The following is a 14,826-nucleotide window of genomic DNA, read 5'->3' on the forward strand; positions in this document are numbered from 1 at the left end:
TTTGAATAATTTACATTCAAACAAATAATTGTATCATGAGGCCATATGCTCTCACCTGAAGAATCCAAGACAGTACTTCGGAACTTTTTCAATAAGAAGTATATCGCAGATATTGGCCAGTTATATCATTTACTTCAAACGACGTCGCGAATGAGTGTTTTTCGAAGACTCAAACGCATGGGATATTTAACGAGTTTTACGGATGCCGGTCGTTATTATACGCTTCAGGATGTACCGATTTTTGATGAGTGGGGATTGTGGTTTCATAAGGGGATTGGTTTTTCACAATATGGCACGCTGAAAAACACCATCATCAAAATCGTCCATTCTTCAGATGCCGGCATGATGCCCAAAGAAATGCTGAATTTGTTGAAAATAAGAATTCCCAACACGTTGCATAATGCACTGCATGGGCTGGTTAAAAACAATCAGATCGGTCGCCGTCGGCTGGAACGTTTCTTTCTATATACAGATGCAAATCCTGAAAAAGCACAACTGCAGTTAAATACGCGCCGTTTTCTTTTGCAAAAGACAGCACCGGTTGTTGAACCACCATCAGCAGAATTAACCATCGCCGTGCTGATTGAAGCGTTTAAAACCGTAAAGATCAGGGTGTCTCCAACGTTGGTTGCTGAGCGCCTGGACGTACGAGGGATGTCGGTTACAGTCGAGCAAGTCAAACAGATTTTTACTCGACACGGGATCCCGACAGAAAAAAAAACGGCAAGCCTCCCTTAAACGTCCTGAGCGATTTGAGAGATGAGGCGCGTCGTTTGAATGACCGTTGTTGTAAACAGGCTTTCGGACTGACCGATGTTGTTGTTTCGGCCAAAGAGGAGCGTGGACGCTGTGAAATCTGTCATGGCCCAATGAAAGTTCAGAAAACATACCGCCATGAAGGCAGGACCCTTCGACATGGAGTATTCGAAGTATGTGAAACAGTGTATGTTTGTGCCGGCCGATGCCATCATCCCGTCGGCACCTTGGTGACCCAAAGATCTTTATCCGTGTCGCAAACTATTATGCCAAACTGCAATGCCGGCTATGATTTGATGGTTTTTGTCGGACGCCAGCGGTTGCTTGAACATCGGCAGCGAGAAGAGATCATGGCAGCGCTCAATGACGACTATGGCATTCGTATCTCAGCTGGTGAAGTCAGTGACTTGGCCATGCGGTTTTCACAATATTTTCTACGGCTTCATTATGCAAAAGCCGACCGCATAAGAAAAATATTGGAAAATGACGGTGGATGGCCGATGCACATCGATGCAAGCGGAGAAAACGGCCGAGGCACGCTTTTTGTTGTGATGGCCGGTTGGCGAAAATGGGTGCTTGGCGCATGGAAGATAGCCACTGAGAAAGCTGAACTTATTTTGCCATGTCTGCGCGACACCGTTGAAAGATTCGGCCCGCCTTGTGCGGGGATGCGAGATTTAGGGCGAGCGGTCACACCGGCGCTGAACGATTTGGTTTCCGAATTGGGATTGGAGATCCCTGTTTTGGCCTGCCATCAGCATTTTCTGGCGGATATCGGCAAAGATCTTTTAAATTCTGACCATTGTGCCCTTCGCGACCTTTTTCGCAGAACCAAGGTTCAGGCCGACATTAAGCGCCTGATTCGCGAGTTCGGCGGAAAGATTGGTTTACAGATCGATGATGCTCGGCAAACGGTTATTGCATGGCAAGAGATGGAAGACCATACATATCAATTGCCGCCGGGAAAAAATGGGATAGCGGTTGTCCGTGCGCTAAGCCAATGGGTGATCGACTATCATGCCGACGCCTCCGGGCTGGATTTTCCATTTGACCGACCCTATTTCGATTTTTTTAACCGCTGCATGATCGGATCAAAAGCGATTGATGCGTTTCTTCGTATCCCATCCGATGATCGAAAAGTAACGGGTGCACTCAAACGGCTTGGCCGGATTTTGACCAAAGTTGCATGTGAAGTTCCTTTTCGTCACATCATCAAGCGTCTTCAACGCCGTGCTGAGCTATTCGATGAATTGCGGGATCAACTGCGGACCGCGAAAAAACTGCCCGAAAATGAAACAGTGGCAGACATTGATTTGATGCGGAAACGATTTTACGATTGGACGGCATCGCTCAAAGAACGTCGTCCCAAAAGAGGCCCGGCCCAAGATATGCGTGATGCCATTGATATCATCTTGAAACATATCGATGTTCATGGCGAACACCTTTGGGGCCACGTTATTACGTTACCGGAGAACGCCCCTTCTCGAATGCGACTTGTGAGTCGTACAAACGAAATTATAGAAAATTTTTTCGGCACCATAAAACATGGCGAACGACGCAGGAGTGGGCGGAAAAACCTCACACATGATTTTGAACGATTACCGGCTGAGGCAGCGCTGGTGTACAATCTGAACCAACCCGATTATGTCAGTGCCGTTTGCGGATCCATTGATCGTCTTCCTCTTGCTTTTGCACAACTCGATAAAGAAGAAGCGCGGAGAAAAGAAAAAGGGTTACCGTCCCAAAAGATGTCAAATCTGGATAAAATACTTCAACTTTCCACTTCATCTTTATCTTCCGCTGATCGCCATGTTGTAAGAACGGAAAATATGAATCAACGCATCATCAAGGCAGCCAGAAGCCGCGCTCCGCGCGTCGCGTGTTGAAAATAATGGAAAATCCAACCGCAAAATGACGCTTAAGCTCAAAAGCGACAGGTTTCGTCGGCCTTTCACGGTCATTTTATCCGGCTGTGACAGCAAAAATTTCATCGCCTCCGGTGTCAGATGTGGCGCCGACGGCTTGGAGGCCTTCTTGACCGGTATGGCAATGACCTTTTGGAAATGAAGGATTCCTGATGGTTCCTCGTATTGAGCATACCTGAAAAAGGAATGTATGGCTGCAAGCCTTTGGTTACGGGTTGCAGTGCTACATTTACGTTTCTTTTCAAGCCATTCGAGAAAATCAGCAATCATTACATGGGTCAGCATGCCCATGTTCAGCTTTTCGGCAGGTATATCCTTCTCTTCCTGACAGTAACGGAGTAGCAATTTAAAGGTATCACGGTAGGATGCTATCGTATTGTTACTGGCATTTTTCTGTCGAGGCAGATACACGGAAAGAAATCCAGTAAGGTGAGTTGCAAAATCAGTAGGTTTCATAGCCATTACCCTCCAGTCGAGGAATGATATCAGGATAACACCCTTCGAGTTTGATGGATATATCTGGAAAGATATCAGCTGTAAGTCTGAGGTAATAGGTTGTTTCCTCAAAGGAATCGTGTCCCATATATGTTTTCAGTACAGGAAGATATGCGGCAATGTCTTTCCCTTCCATCACCCATTTTTTCAGACACTGGCAGGCATATGTATGACGAAAATCGTGTACTCTCGGACCTTTTCCTCTTCCGCCATGAGAGATGCCGGCTCTCCACAGGAATCGCCTGAAATTGTGGTAAACATTTCCTACAGTCATTGGCTTTCCTTTAAGTCCTGGGAAAAACCAATCTAAAGTTTCCTAAATTCAATCAAGCCGCCATGCGCAGCAGTACGTCCACGAGAGAATTAAAGACGGATTTGCGTGGCACCGGGAAGAGCCTACCAAAATCCTTGTCCATCGCGGCCTTTGTAACGGATCGGCGGACATCCGAAAAGGCAAAATGACGGCGGCCGCCGACGGCATGCCGGCGAGATGGCGTTTTCTCGACCCGGCTGGCGTAAATCCAGGCGACGGTGGTCGCCAGCATGCAAAAGTGCAGATGGTTGCTGACGGCCTGCGGATGACGGCTTTGCGTGTCAGCGCTGCCGATGTCGTTTTTCAATTCCTTGAATAAGGCTTCGATCTTCCAGCGGGCCCCATAGTATTCGATAATCTGCTCAGCCGAAAGGGACAGGTCGGTGGAATAAAGTGCCACCCACTGTGTCTTACGATAGACCCAGACCACCTTGACCGCACATCGGATGGTCTTGAGCATCACCACGCGTTCATAGGCTACGATGTTCCGGTTGCGGCCATACAGGTTGACGATGTATTCTTTTGCCAGCGATTTGAATCGAACGGCCAACGCTGCCGCATTCCCCAGCTTGCGGCCATATTTACGCGGGCGGCCTTGTCGTCCGGTCGGAGGTGGCGGCAGTTCAAATATTGTGCTGTTGGATCGAAGCCTGGAAATCATATCCACCCATATGCCCAACTGTTTTTTCAATGGCTTCCACAGGCCGCCATTGCCGAACCATGAGTCGGTGATGATGACAATCCGTTTTCTGGGAAACACCGCGGCAATCTCACCGATCATGTCGACCGCCATGGCAAGCTTGCTCTTGAATGTCACTTCCGGTCCATTGCTGTCACGGTTCATTCGTTCGATGGTTTTCTTCAGGAGGTAGAAACGATAACTCAGCGGCAGACAGGCCCAACGTCCCTTGATCATCTTCAACAACCCCACAGCAACGATGTTCTGGGCCCACGGATACCTGGACTGGTTTTGCTTGGCAGCATGATCGAAAACCTTGTCGCAGGCGAAAATCTTCTTGCCTGTCTTGGCGTTGATACTGTCATCCAGAGCCAGCATTAACCGCCCACCGGTCGTTGGCAGCGGAATCAATTTCCACAGCGTGGGCCATAACCGTTGCCATGGAATCCGTGGGGATGCCATGAAGGTATAGAACTTTTTACGACTGATCCCGGAAAAGCCGAACACCGTCTTCAAGCACCGTAGAATGTTTGAGGTCCTCGATGAGGCGAAAGGAACAATGATCGCCACGATCGTGTATACGAACCATATTCCCCGTTCCTGACCTTTACTGGACTGAGCAAATTCGTTTTTGAGTTTTTCAAGGATGTCGTGTAGGATAAGCATGCGAGGCCTCCGGTTGGGTTGTTTGTTTGTGGAAGAAGAAACATACCACAACCGAGCCTCGCAATCAACATTAACATACTGTATTAACTAAATATTTGATCATATTGCCAAAAATCGGTCCCGATATCTGTAATGATTTCAATAGGTTACAGGCGACCGCCATTTTGCTAACCATCTGTTATTACAGGAAATATTAATATTCTTCAGTAGTACTCACCCCGCCGGGCTGCTTTCAAAAAGGGGAAACTTTAGAAACCAATCAGACCCCTTTGAAAGGTTATGCACATTTTCAGAGTAGTTCCGGCATCGACCGGTAAGCTCGTCTGACATGGCAACCAAACGGCTATTGTCTTTTTTTGAATGATGAATGCTCAGTATGCCTGCATCCGTATCCACATTTTCGACCTTCAGAAGTCTTGCTTCGGAAGACCGAAGGCCGCAGGCGTAAACTAGCCGGAAAAATACCGGCATGATGAGATGGCGATATGGACATTCACCGACGTAGCAGCATTGATCCGTCTGATGGAAGAATCGTTTCAGTTCATTTTCCGTATAGATGTGAGAAACATACTGCTGTCCCGCCGGGTAATATCCTTTTGGGAGGACGTATGCGCCAATTCCAATATTTTCCATATACACGGCAAGCTGCCGCAAGATAGAGGCTCTTGCACACTGATTGGCCTGTGCCTCATAGTTCCTTTTTGAGCACCACTCCAATACTATTTCCTTTGAAAGGATCGATGCTTCGGGATATTTTTCAGCGGTAAAGGAGGAAAATCTTGATAGATGCGCCGTTTCTGCCTCATATTTATACCCGACCGCTTGCTTCAAGCCGACATGGTTTTTGATATGCTCTGCAAATGGACCTCTGAACGGGTAGTTTCTCATGAGCCCACCTCCGGAGTATGCAGACAGCATTCTTTAAGCTTATTGATGCCCACCTTCAAATAGACTGCTGTAGCGTCCGTGTCCGTATGACCCAGAATATCCGAGATGACAGCAAGCGGTGTGTCATGCTCAAGCATTCTTGAAGCTGCCGTATGACGAAGAGAGTGCATACCACGGTGCTTCTTCAAAGTAGGCAGATGTGCAATCCGCATATAATCACGGATTATCTGATACAGATGATCATTTTCCGAAAAGGGAAGAAATGGCGCCACGTGCCTTACAAAAAGAACAGGCAAATCCACTTTTGGCCTGCCGTATTTCAGATAATCAATGACAGCCCATCCAACTTCGGAAGGAATCGGCAGGGTTACTGTTTCCCTTGTTTTTGATTGGATAAATGTCAGTTTCTTCGTTCCCCAGTCGAAACAACCAAAAGTGAGGTTTTTGATATCAGTGACTCTAAGACCCAACACGCAGGCAAGGAGGATAATGGCATAGTCCCGTTTTCCCTTTGGATTTTCTCGATCAATGGCGCCTATCAGTGCATCCAACTCTTCTTTCGTCCAAACGGATGGGATGCGTGTCTGTTTACGAGCCTGAATCATTGGTGTTTTAGAAGCCAGATCCGTTTGTAGGATGTTCTGTTCCTGCAAATACCTTAAAAAAGAACGTATGGAGCAGATGTTTTGTTCCACAGTCTTATAGGTGTAACCGGCCAGTGTTCGTATATACCCGTTGATAACAGGAAGCTCGACATCGTGACAATCACGGATGCTAAGGCAAAAATAGTGTAACGGCCTACCCCGCCTATGCGGCAAAAGTGTAACGGTTGGTTCTACTATCCCGCAGCGAGACCCCGCCCCAAAAATCAATAAACCTACCACGCTACCCCGCCGCAATAGCTCCCGCCGGCAATCGTTTTTACCAAAAAGTTTTTGTAGGTTGTAAAGTGGGTATTGTCATGGTCCAAGAAAATGAGGAGAAAGCCCGGAACCATCACTTCCGGGCTTTCAGGGTGAACTCCGTATCAAGGCCGGATGTTCATTAAGTAAATTACTTTAAACTCCGGCCACTTTCAAGGCCGGATGGTAAAGCTGATCCAAATATCCTGTCGTTGGTGCAACACCGTTTTTTGTGTGTGCCGGTGCTGCTTTCGTGGGCATGCTTATTGTTGCGATGCATGCCGCATCGCCGGTCGTCTCCAGTCCCGTCGAAAAGCGCAGCGACGCTACCGTAAAACCGATAAAGGTAAAAAAGCCCACCGTCTTGCCGAAAACCGTCGTCGGCATCGTGAAATCGATCCACGTAGAAAAAACATGGATGATCATACTTCAACAAGCCCTTTTAAACGGGTTATGTTGCCACCACAGATCGAAATTTCGGTACCTTTTCGCCTCGGTTTTCGATGCCGCTGCCATTTTTGCGGTCGGCCGGGTGAAATTGTGAGCCATTTTCCACGCCGTGGTTATGGATGAAATCTTTTTCAGGATTTTTTACGCAGATAAGGAGGCCAATATCATGAGACGACGGTTTACAGGGGGAGAACTGTTTCAACTGCGCAATCGGATCCCGGTTGACTGGCTGATCAAAGAACAGCTTCATATCCCATCTAAAGTGATCGAAGGCATTTTTCGTTTTCTATGCCCGCTATGCAATGAATTTCAAACCGCGACCAACCCCAAGACCAATCTCGCCAGGTGCTTTCTTTGCGAGAAAAACTTCAACCCGATTGATTTGGTCATGACCGTGAAAGGCCTTGGATTCGTTGACAGTGTCAAATATTTGCAAACCCTTGTACCAAACAGACCGGATCCTTTAACGGACCAACGGTTGGAATTGAATCAACTGCTTGGCGATATCGGGAAACGGATGAGCATCGGGTGAACAGATGGCCAACAACCGACTCACCCAATTGGAGGAGATCATCGCTGCCAATCAACACCATTTTCACCAAACCGGTAAGGCATTAAAGCAGATTCGAGACGATCAATTGTTTCGAGATTTGCTGTTCGATTCGTTTGAAGGCTATGTCAAGGACCGGTGGGATATGGCCCGATCCCAGGCATATCGTCTGATTAAGGCCGCCAATGTCATCGACAATTTGTCTCCAATTGGCGACGGCATCCTTCCGGAGAATGAATACCAGGCCAGGATTCTAACGCGTTTTACAAAAGAGGATCAACGCAAGATCTGGCGTGCATTTATCGCATCCGGCATGGCGCTCACGGCTAAGAATATTAGAAAGTACGCCCATCAAACCCTAAAGGCCAAGCATGTCAAAAAAAAGAATGCGTCTGTGGTCGATATCATCAGCGCAGACTATAAAACGGCCGTGATGGCCATGCTGGAACAGATTCGGTCGGCGCAAAACGATGATTGGCAAACGACATCCAGACAAGCGGCCTTATTCTGGCTGAAAGTGATGAAAGAGAAAATCATTCGTCATGTGAGCGTGGACTCGGTAACTGATGGAAACGCGGCCACTCCAAATGGTGACATCATTCGATATGATATGGTTCGATATGGATGCGCTACGCGCCATCTGATTTGATTGGGTTTTTTAAGGCATGGGCAGAAAGGCTTGAATAAAGCCCAAAAAGCGAGGGGAACAGCAAGTGTGGTCTGCTGCTCCCCTCAGTGGCATCATTCAATGCCTCCTGCACCCGGCTATCCCTCGACAGGTTGCTCCCCAGCAGAGCCTGCCTCCGTTTCACCGGGCAACTGGTATTTCACCGTTATGAAAAACCGATGATCATTTTCTTCTCCTATGTTGGGATTTCGTCATTGGCGGTGAGAACAACTTAAAAAACAAAGCCTCATCGAGACGAGGCAGATTCTCTTGGGCCGCCGTGGCGAGCAATTCCGCGGCCATTTGGTTGAGCACCCGCAGATTGTTGGCCGCGTGAGCGGACAATGTAAGAATCAATTCGTCGGTCATCAGTTGACGGTTCCCGGCCGTCTCGAGAGCGAAATACAAATAATCCTGGAGTTGCTCGGGAGAAAGCGGTTCGAGCAATAACCGTGGTCCGATACGGCTGCCCAGGGGCAACAAGTCGGCGGACCGGAACCTGTCGGGCAGCCGGTTGTCGCCACACAGAATAGTAAACAAAAGGCTCTGCGAGTCGAACCGATGGCTCTGTAAAATACGCAGTTCGGTCAGGCACTCGGTCGACACCTGCTGGGCCTCGTCAATCAAAAGCACCGGTTTTAGCAACGTCGACTGGCAATGGCGTTCCCAACGGTCCCGCAGGGCCTTGAAGCCGCCATAGCGGTTGGAGGGGGACAGGTTGACATTGAACAACTCACCCATTTCGCGGTAAAAGTCCCCCAGCTTGCTTTGGGGGCGCTGCATCACACCGACGGTCAGGTCGGGTATCTGTTCGAGTTGATGGGCAATCTTTTGTAGCGTCTTGCTTTTCCCCAATCCCGGCTCTCCGGTAATCAATGCAAAGCCGCCGTTCTCGGCCATGGATCGCACCCGCAATCCAAAAGACTCGGTGCCTGGGATGGCATACAACGCTTCCGGTGGCAAATCGGGCAGAAACGGGTTGTATTTGAGTCCGTACAAGCTTCTGATATCGGTATTGTTCATTCTTCGATTTCCTCCTTGGGAATATAAGCCGGGGGCAAACCCGTTGCTGCGTGATCGGCTAACAATTTTCGAAGCAGCGCCGGCAGCGGTCTGTCGATTGACGGAATTGACGATGTCGTATTTTCGTCCGGTTGGATGAGGCGGCGTTTGCCAGAAGCGTTTTTGGTCTTGTCCTGGGGAAAAAGGCGTGCCAAAGGCGCGTCGGTATTCGGGTCCACCAACGTCATCTGACTTTTGTCCCATCCGGGTGCCCGTAAGACCACCGGTTTCATGTGAGCAAAACGAACCGGCAGTTCGTAGCGGATACCGTCGACCACAACGGTTGCATCGCTACGCCGTGGCGTTCTTGCGATCCTCCGCGTGAAGGCCAGGCGGAGTGTTTCGCTGTCGGGTGTCGGCCGACAAACATTGTTTCCGTTTAGCATCCGCTGCAATGGAGTGGTGTTGATTTCGCGGTGTTGCCGGCGATGATAATCCTGTTCGACCCAGGCTTGAGCCGCTTGATTGACGAAGGATAACGCCAGATCCTTGACCGGGCGTAAAAGTTCCATCAGGCGGCTTTCCAGTTGACCCCAGAAGGTCTCTTGCTTGCCGTTTTGATAGTTATGGGGTCGACCCCATAAATATCATTATGTGGCGTCCAAATTTATGTGGCGCCTGATCTTAAGACGCGGATTAGTCGCTGCTAAAAGCAATTTGGGCACCACATAATATTGCCGGCTACAGTCCCCGTAAAAACTCCATCAGGTCGGGTTGTTGTCTCCATGGTTTCGTCTTAGAATCCTTTATGGTCGGTAAACAAGTAGCCAGGGCTCGCGCTTTAGTTTCGAGATCCGTTTCTGCGTAAATGTTGGTCGTGCTGAGCGAGACGTGGCCCAGCCAGACGCGGATGGTATTGATGTCAACACCCGCACGTAAAAGATGGGTTGCGGTGGTGTGCCGGATCACATGCGGACTGAGCCGCTTTGTACCAAGCGAGGGCGCTTTCGCTGCGGCTTTCAAGGCATGCCGTTCAACCATAGTGTGAATGCCAAAACGAGTATAGGGTTTTCCATTGCGGTTAACAAACACACGTTGTCCCGGATCGCGTTTGGCAGCGACCCAACGCAGTTGTTCCATCGTAGTAGGCCACAACGGACAAGTGCGTTGCTTGTTACCTTTACCTATGAGCCTAACGCATTGGATATGCCAATCAATATCCGTGATTCTGAGCTTGGCCGCTTCGCTTGACCGCGCTCCCGAGTTATAGAGAAAAAGCAGCAAGGCATAGTCGCGTTGACCCTGAGGTGTACGGCGATCTGGCGTGGCCAAAAGTGCATTCATTTCTTCTTTTTCCAGGTAGGTTATTCCCGGCTGAGTGGTCTTCTTGAACGGAATTAGCCTTATTTGTGCGCACCACGCGACGTGCTCAGGACTATTCTCGCCTATAAATCTCGCCAACGCATGCAGACCGCTGAGGCGTTGATTGCGCGTAGCGATACAACAGCGGCGGTTTTGCTCCAAATTGGTGAGGAATTTACGGATCAATTCCGCTGACAGGTCGACAACAGCAAGGCGGTCGACAGGCTTCTTGAGATGCACCGCTGCGTAGGGCAGAAGCAGCACCAGCATATCCCGGTAGCTGCTGCGGGTATTTATTGTAAGATTGCGCTCTTTTACTATATATTCAAGCAGAAAGCGTCGAACCCAGGGGCCAAGCAACGAAGTGTTATTCATGATTGATCTCCTATGGCATAATTTTCGAATCGTAAGCTTGCCAGTCGCAGCAGTTCCGGAGTCATGGTCAAATAGCGTTGTGTCGCTGAAAGATCCACGTGCCCCATATAAGTTGCAAGCTTGGGCAGCAGTTCCTGCAAATCTGCCCCGTTACGATACCATGCGATGACCCGATGAACAGCGGACGTATGGCGTAGATCGTGAAGCCGTGGCTGATGACGACTCCCGCCATCACGCAGGACGCCCGCGTATGAACGCAGTCGTCGAAAGGTGCTGCGAACGGCAGATTGGCTCAACGGTGATCCGTCGCGGAAGCAGAAGAGAGGGCTTTCCAATTGAGTGGTGCGTTTATGACGATTGGAAATGTAATCTGAAAGGATTGTGGTTAGATCTTTTCCCAAGGGGACCAATCGGCTTTTGAAAAATTTTGTCTCATGGACGTGGAGGTATGCTTGGGTTAGATCCACTGCGCCTAAAGTGAGCGCCAGAGCTTCGCTAAGACGTAATCCTGCGCCATAAAGCAGAAGAAGCAAGTTCCTAAAAACATCTTCCTCAATGGATGCACGGCCTGCACAGGCGGTTGAGACAGTGTCGAGCAAGCGTTTGAGCTCTTCATGGGAATAAATGTATGGCACAAAAACAGGAACAGTTGGCTTTGGAATGGTACGAGGCAGCGGAGAGGCCTTTGCCAAACCGCGAGCTATGGCGTACCGATATAGCCCGGACAGTACACGATATTTCTTTGTCCAGTACTCAGTAATCGGCCCTTTACCGTTTATAAATGTTAATACGACCTCCCTCTCAATGGCGGTGATAGGACGATCGCCAATCGCTTTGCAGAATGCGCGCAGAATGTCCTCTTCGGCTCGAAACTTACGCCCCAAGGCGCGCTTGTGAGAAAGGTAAAGGAAAGTGACTTGCGATAAATTCATAGCAGCCTCCTCAGATCGAGTTCGGCCACCTGACGCAGTCCAGCAAGATCGATTTTAGTGTAGCTTAGTGTGGCGTTGGCACTACGATGACCGAGATGGTCTCCAATTTGTTTCAGTGTAAAGCCTGAATCGAGGAGATGACCGGCGCAGGCGTGTCGTAAACAGTGGGCTCCGCGATGTGGCAAGGTTACTCCGAGAGCGCCCAGACGTATACGTACAATAGGGCTGATGCTCATAGCGGAAAGGGGGCGAATTGGAGCGGACAACGTCAGAAACAGACTCCGATGCGCACAGCTTGGACGTACTTCGCGCAGGTAGCGCAGGACCGCTTCTCCGACTGTATTCAATAAGGGATAACTTTGGATGTGACGCTGCTTAGGGCGGGATACAATAAGTCGCTCGCTGACCCAATCAAGGTCGTCCAACCGCAGCCGTGCAATCTCGCCTCGCCGAAGTCCATAAACAGACAATAACATCAAAATGGCATGATCCCGGATATCGACGGAGCTATCCCCTCGGCTGTTGATCAGCAGACGCTGCACGTCCTCCCAGTTTGGCCCTTTAGGAAGCCCTTCTCGAGTATAGAGCCGAGGCGATTCAATGGCTGTGGCAATCCCCGGATTACACCAGCCCTGGCTTTCGGCATAGCGAAAGAAGCTACGTAAACTGCTGGCCAAACTGGATAATGACGAGCGTGTCCAGCCGGTGTTCCCTTTTGCCTCAATGAAGGCATCCAAGTCAGCGATTGAAATCATGTGTAGCGAGTTTTTGTTGGGAGGCAAGCTATCGAAAAACCAAGCCATACGCTCACAACGAGTCGAGACGGTTACGGGTGACAACCCTCTTTCCTCGTATAAATGCTGAGCGAAAGCGGCAATCTGGGCCGTAAAGGGACGCTCCACCTCCCGGGGCGCTTCAAAGCATCCGAGACTACGCACCCACGCTGTGGCGATATGGATAAACAGTTGTCGAGATCCCTGAGAATTTTGCTCACGCTCTGAAGAACGCTTAAAGCGCATTCGAGTATCTATGGCCAGTTCAATATCACGTGTTGTCACTGTACCATGGTCGATGTCGATACGGTGCGCTATCGACAATAGCACCCAGGCAATTTTTTGCAGCATGCTGCGTGAATATCCACTTCTTTCACATTGCTTGAGGAATAGCTTTCGGGCTTTTAACAGAGGACCCTCGCGGTAACGGGCCAAGATAGTGGGGCGGGTAAACAAGGTTTCAAACATGATAGCCTCCTTTTAGGGGGTAGACGGAGGCCCATCATGGGACAGAAAATTATGTGGTGCAATTCTGTTTGATGTCAGCTGATGGTAGCGTTCTTCCTATGAAGCGCCACATAAATTTGGACGCCACATAATGATAGGGCGAATACGCCAAGGTCGTTTGATGGCCGATGCCCAACCGTTCCAAGCCCCGGCGGGTTTCTTCGGCGAGCATGGCCGCCCCGTTATCGGTCATCAATGCCCGTGGCAATCCTCGTTTCATGAATGCCTGGGATAAGCCATGGATCAGGCACTCCGCCGTTTCGGCCAGATACAATTGCAAATGACAGCAAAGCCGCGAGTGATCGTCGATGATGGCCAGCGCCACGGGACGGTGCCATGTGCCTTTATTGTCGAGGATTCTAATTTTTGCCTGGTGAAAATCCAGGTGCCAGAGGCCATGGACATGGGACACTTCGAAACCGCGGACCTCACGGTTTTGGCGCCGCTTTGCCGCTATCAGTTGTCCATCGGTGGGTTGTGCCGGTTCATTCGTTTTCAGCCAACCATTTTCGCGCATGCACCGCAGCACGGTTTTGTAACTGGGCACCTCTCCCAGGCGGGGTTGCTCTTTGGCCGTCACCTTCAGGTTGTCATAATGCAGTTGAACGTTCCAACGGGGGTATGTTTCGTACTGGGCTTTCAATTCTTGCAACAGCGCATCCGGCATCGCCCACCGGACACCCGTGCCCGAACGGATTTTACGCCCCAAAACGGCGATCGGGTCTGAAGCGTCCTTGGCCTTGTAATACCATCTTTCAATGGTCGACGGTCCGAAGCTGATCCATCGGTTGGGATCGATAGGGTGCCGGTAACGTTTTTGGGCTAACTGACTGATCGCCTGTTGCAGCTGCCCTCTTGATGGCGGGCAGGACAACAGCTCACCGATGACAGAAAATCGAAACTGTGCCCAGCGCTGCCACATGGGCAATTGAGGCTCGCTCATGGGATCACTCCTTTCGATTCGCTTCCTCTGGCCTCCCCCATGGAGACAAACAGGGTCGAATCGAGGGTTCGATCCTTGTAGCGGATTACCTCGGTTTTGACATCGGCCGATCTTCTGCGTGAAGCAGAACCTGATTTTTGGTGCCTCAGCGATCGAGACCGTCATGGCCCCAGGGCAAGGGTTTGCAAGCAGTTCACCAGTGCTGTCCCGGGGGCTTTGGCGGCACGTTCAAATCGGTCCAGTAACGCTTTGGGAAGATGACTGGAAAGGATCGGTGGAATCAGGTGCCCGGCCAGACGCCGGTAGTTGATGGTCTGGGGAAACAATTCTTGGAAATAGTGTTTCCAGCGGTTGACGGTGGAACGCCACGGTCCGAAAAGGCCTTTAATTTGCTCCAGGGTACGGTCCGGATTTCGTTCTTGTCGAAGGGCGGCGACGATAAAAAGCACCGGTGCCCAGTATACCCGGCGCCCCCAAAACCGAACCGATGGGGGCAGGACACGGCGCCTGCAGCCTTCACGACCACAGCACAGGCTATATCGAAGGCCAAACACCTCATCCAGATCAGAAGGGCCGCCCCGAGGCTTTCGTGGATAATTGGCGTAGTGCAACGGCCCCCCGCAATAGGGCAACGGCGGATT

The 14,826-nt window shown here is 50.1% G+C and carries 14 protein-coding genes and 3 pseudogenes; 4 read left to right on the forward strand and 13 right to left on the reverse strand.

Annotation, left to right across the window (positions count from 1 at the left end; genetic code table 11):
- The first annotated feature begins 45 nt into the window (after positions 1-45).
- Both GN112_RS03870 and GN112_RS03875 read left to right on the forward strand, forming a co-directional pair.
- Positions 46-738, forward strand: coding sequence for a hypothetical protein (locus GN112_RS03870; protein WP_155309027.1), 693 nt, complete (start codon positions 46-48; stop codon positions 736-738).
- Positions 739-773: 35 nt separating this feature from the next.
- The gene (locus GN112_RS03875) at positions 774-2,642 is read left to right on the forward strand and encodes a hypothetical protein (protein ID WP_155309028.1); all 1,869 of its coding nucleotides are present in this window, start codon (positions 774-776) and stop codon (positions 2,640-2,642) included.
- Here GN112_RS03875 and GN112_RS03880 read toward each other — a convergent pair.
- From GN112_RS03880 to GN112_RS03905, 6 genes and pseudogenes are all read right to left on the reverse strand, one after another.
- On the reverse strand, positions 2,547-3,137 hold the full coding sequence (locus GN112_RS03880; RefSeq protein ID WP_231716922.1) for a tyrosine-type recombinase/integrase: 591 nt from the start codon (positions 3,135-3,137) through the stop codon (positions 2,547-2,549). The two genes, GN112_RS03875 and GN112_RS03880, sit on opposite strands and share 96 nt — an antisense overlap.
- Positions 3,124-3,471: pseudogene (locus GN112_RS03885) on the reverse strand (site-specific integrase); the annotation flags it as partial. The gene GN112_RS03880 and the pseudogene GN112_RS03885, both read right to left, overlap by 14 nt.
- 31 nt (positions 3,472-3,502) lie before the next feature.
- Positions 3,503-4,834 carry an IS701 family transposase gene (locus GN112_RS03890; protein WP_155308529.1) on the reverse strand — a complete coding sequence of 444 codons (1,332 nt, stop codon included), beginning with the start codon at positions 4,832-4,834 and terminating at the stop codon, positions 3,503-3,505.
- 213 nt (positions 4,835-5,047) lie between these two features.
- Positions 5,048-5,722 carry a tyrosine-type recombinase/integrase gene (locus tag GN112_RS03895; RefSeq protein WP_231716924.1) on the reverse strand — a complete coding sequence of 225 codons (675 nt, stop codon included), beginning with the start codon at positions 5,720-5,722 and terminating at the stop codon, positions 5,048-5,050.
- A complete protein-coding gene (locus tag GN112_RS03900) occupies positions 5,719-6,417 on the reverse strand; it encodes a site-specific integrase (protein WP_231716925.1) in 699 nt (232 codons plus the stop codon). The genes GN112_RS03895 and GN112_RS03900 overlap by 4 nt, the downstream gene beginning before the upstream one ends.
- Positions 6,418-6,780: 363 nt before the next feature.
- A complete protein-coding gene (locus GN112_RS03905; RefSeq protein ID WP_155309029.1) occupies positions 6,781-7,011 on the reverse strand; it encodes a hypothetical protein in 231 nt (76 codons plus the stop codon).
- 229 nt (positions 7,012-7,240) lie between these two features.
- Between GN112_RS03905 and GN112_RS03910 the strand changes: the two genes are divergently transcribed.
- On the forward strand, positions 7,241-7,606 hold the full coding sequence (locus GN112_RS03910) for a hypothetical protein (RefSeq protein WP_197743251.1): 366 nt from the start codon (positions 7,241-7,243) through the stop codon (positions 7,604-7,606).
- Positions 7,607-7,610: 4 nt separating this feature from the next.
- Complete coding sequence (locus tag GN112_RS03915; protein ID WP_176603536.1) at positions 7,611-8,273, forward strand: plasmid partition family protein; 663 nt, start codon at positions 7,611-7,613, stop codon at positions 8,271-8,273.
- Positions 8,274-8,474: 201 nt separating this feature from the next.
- Here the strand turns inward: GN112_RS03915 and GN112_RS03920 are convergent, their stop codons facing one another.
- The 7 genes and pseudogenes from GN112_RS03920 to GN112_RS03950 all read right to left on the reverse strand — a co-directional run bounded on the left by GN112_RS03920 (position 8,475) and on the right by GN112_RS03950 (position 14,739).
- Positions 8,475-9,314 carry an ExeA family protein gene (locus tag GN112_RS03920; RefSeq protein ID WP_155309030.1) on the reverse strand — a complete coding sequence of 280 codons (840 nt, stop codon included), beginning with the start codon at positions 9,312-9,314 and terminating at the stop codon, positions 8,475-8,477.
- Positions 9,311-9,916, reverse strand: a pseudogene (locus tag GN112_RS03925) (IS481 family transposase); the annotation flags it as partial. The gene GN112_RS03920 and the pseudogene GN112_RS03925, both read right to left, overlap by 4 nt.
- 118 nt (positions 9,917-10,034) lie before the next feature.
- Positions 10,035-11,030: a tyrosine-type recombinase/integrase gene (locus tag GN112_RS03930; protein ID WP_155309031.1), complete on the reverse strand. Its 996-nt coding sequence runs from the start codon at positions 11,028-11,030 to the stop codon at positions 10,035-10,037.
- Positions 11,027-11,962, reverse strand: a complete 936-nt coding sequence (locus GN112_RS03935; RefSeq protein ID WP_155309032.1) for a tyrosine-type recombinase/integrase — start codon at positions 11,960-11,962, stop codon at positions 11,027-11,029. The genes GN112_RS03930 and GN112_RS03935 overlap by 4 nt, the downstream gene beginning before the upstream one ends.
- On the reverse strand, positions 11,959-13,203 hold the full coding sequence (locus GN112_RS03940; RefSeq protein WP_155309033.1) for a tyrosine-type recombinase/integrase: 1,245 nt from the start codon (positions 13,201-13,203) through the stop codon (positions 11,959-11,961). The genes GN112_RS03935 and GN112_RS03940 overlap by 4 nt, the downstream gene beginning before the upstream one ends.
- A 129-nt stretch (positions 13,204-13,332) precedes the next feature.
- Positions 13,333-14,185 (reverse strand): annotated as a pseudogene (locus GN112_RS03945) (DDE-type integrase/transposase/recombinase); the annotation flags it as partial.
- A 161-nt stretch (positions 14,186-14,346) separates the two neighbouring features.
- Positions 14,347-14,739 (reverse strand): hypothetical protein, encoded by a 393-nt coding sequence (locus GN112_RS03950; RefSeq protein ID WP_231716928.1) that lies wholly within the window; start codon positions 14,737-14,739, stop codon positions 14,347-14,349.
- Positions 14,740-14,826 lie beyond the last annotated feature (87 nt).

This window comes from Desulfosarcina ovata subsp. ovata (assembly GCF_009689005.1).
Taxonomy (GTDB): Bacteria; Desulfobacterota; Desulfobacteria; order Desulfobacterales; family Desulfosarcinaceae; genus Desulfosarcina; species Desulfosarcina ovata.

Bases quoted from the DNA above. Each gene is read 5' to 3' on its own strand.
- GN112_RS03890 (WP_155308529.1), bottom strand. From the start codon at position 4,834: ATGCTTATCCTACACGACATCCTTGAAAAACTCAAAAACGAATTTGCT.
- GN112_RS03880 (WP_231716922.1), bottom strand. From the start codon at position 3,137: ATGAAACCTACTGATTTTGCAACTCACCTTACTGGATTTCTTTCCGTG.
- GN112_RS03930 (WP_155309031.1), bottom strand. From the start codon at position 11,030: ATGAATAACACTTCGTTGCTTGGCCCCTGGGTTCGACGCTTTCTGCTT.
- GN112_RS03940 (WP_155309033.1), bottom strand. From the start codon at position 13,203: ATGTTTGAAACCTTGTTTACCCGCCCCACTATCTTGGCCCGTTACCGC.
- GN112_RS03915 (WP_176603536.1), top strand. From the start codon at position 7,611: ATGGCCAACAACCGACTCACCCAATTGGAGGAGATCATCGCTGCCAAT.
- GN112_RS03920 (WP_155309030.1), bottom strand. From the start codon at position 9,314: ATGAACAATACCGATATCAGAAGCTTGTACGGACTCAAATACAACCCG.
- GN112_RS03905 (WP_155309029.1), bottom strand. From the start codon at position 7,011: ATGCCGACGACGGTTTTCGGCAAGACGGTGGGCTTTTTTACCTTTATC.
- GN112_RS03895 (WP_231716924.1), bottom strand. From the start codon at position 5,722: ATGAGAAACTACCCGTTCAGAGGTCCATTTGCAGAGCATATCAAAAAC.
- GN112_RS03935 (WP_155309032.1), bottom strand. From the start codon at position 11,962: ATGAATTTATCGCAAGTCACTTTCCTTTACCTTTCTCACAAGCGCGCC.
- GN112_RS03870 (WP_155309027.1), top strand. From the start codon at position 46: ATGCTCTCACCTGAAGAATCCAAGACAGTACTTCGGAACTTTTTCAAT.
- GN112_RS03910 (WP_197743251.1), top strand. From the start codon at position 7,241: ATGAGACGACGGTTTACAGGGGGAGAACTGTTTCAACTGCGCAATCGG.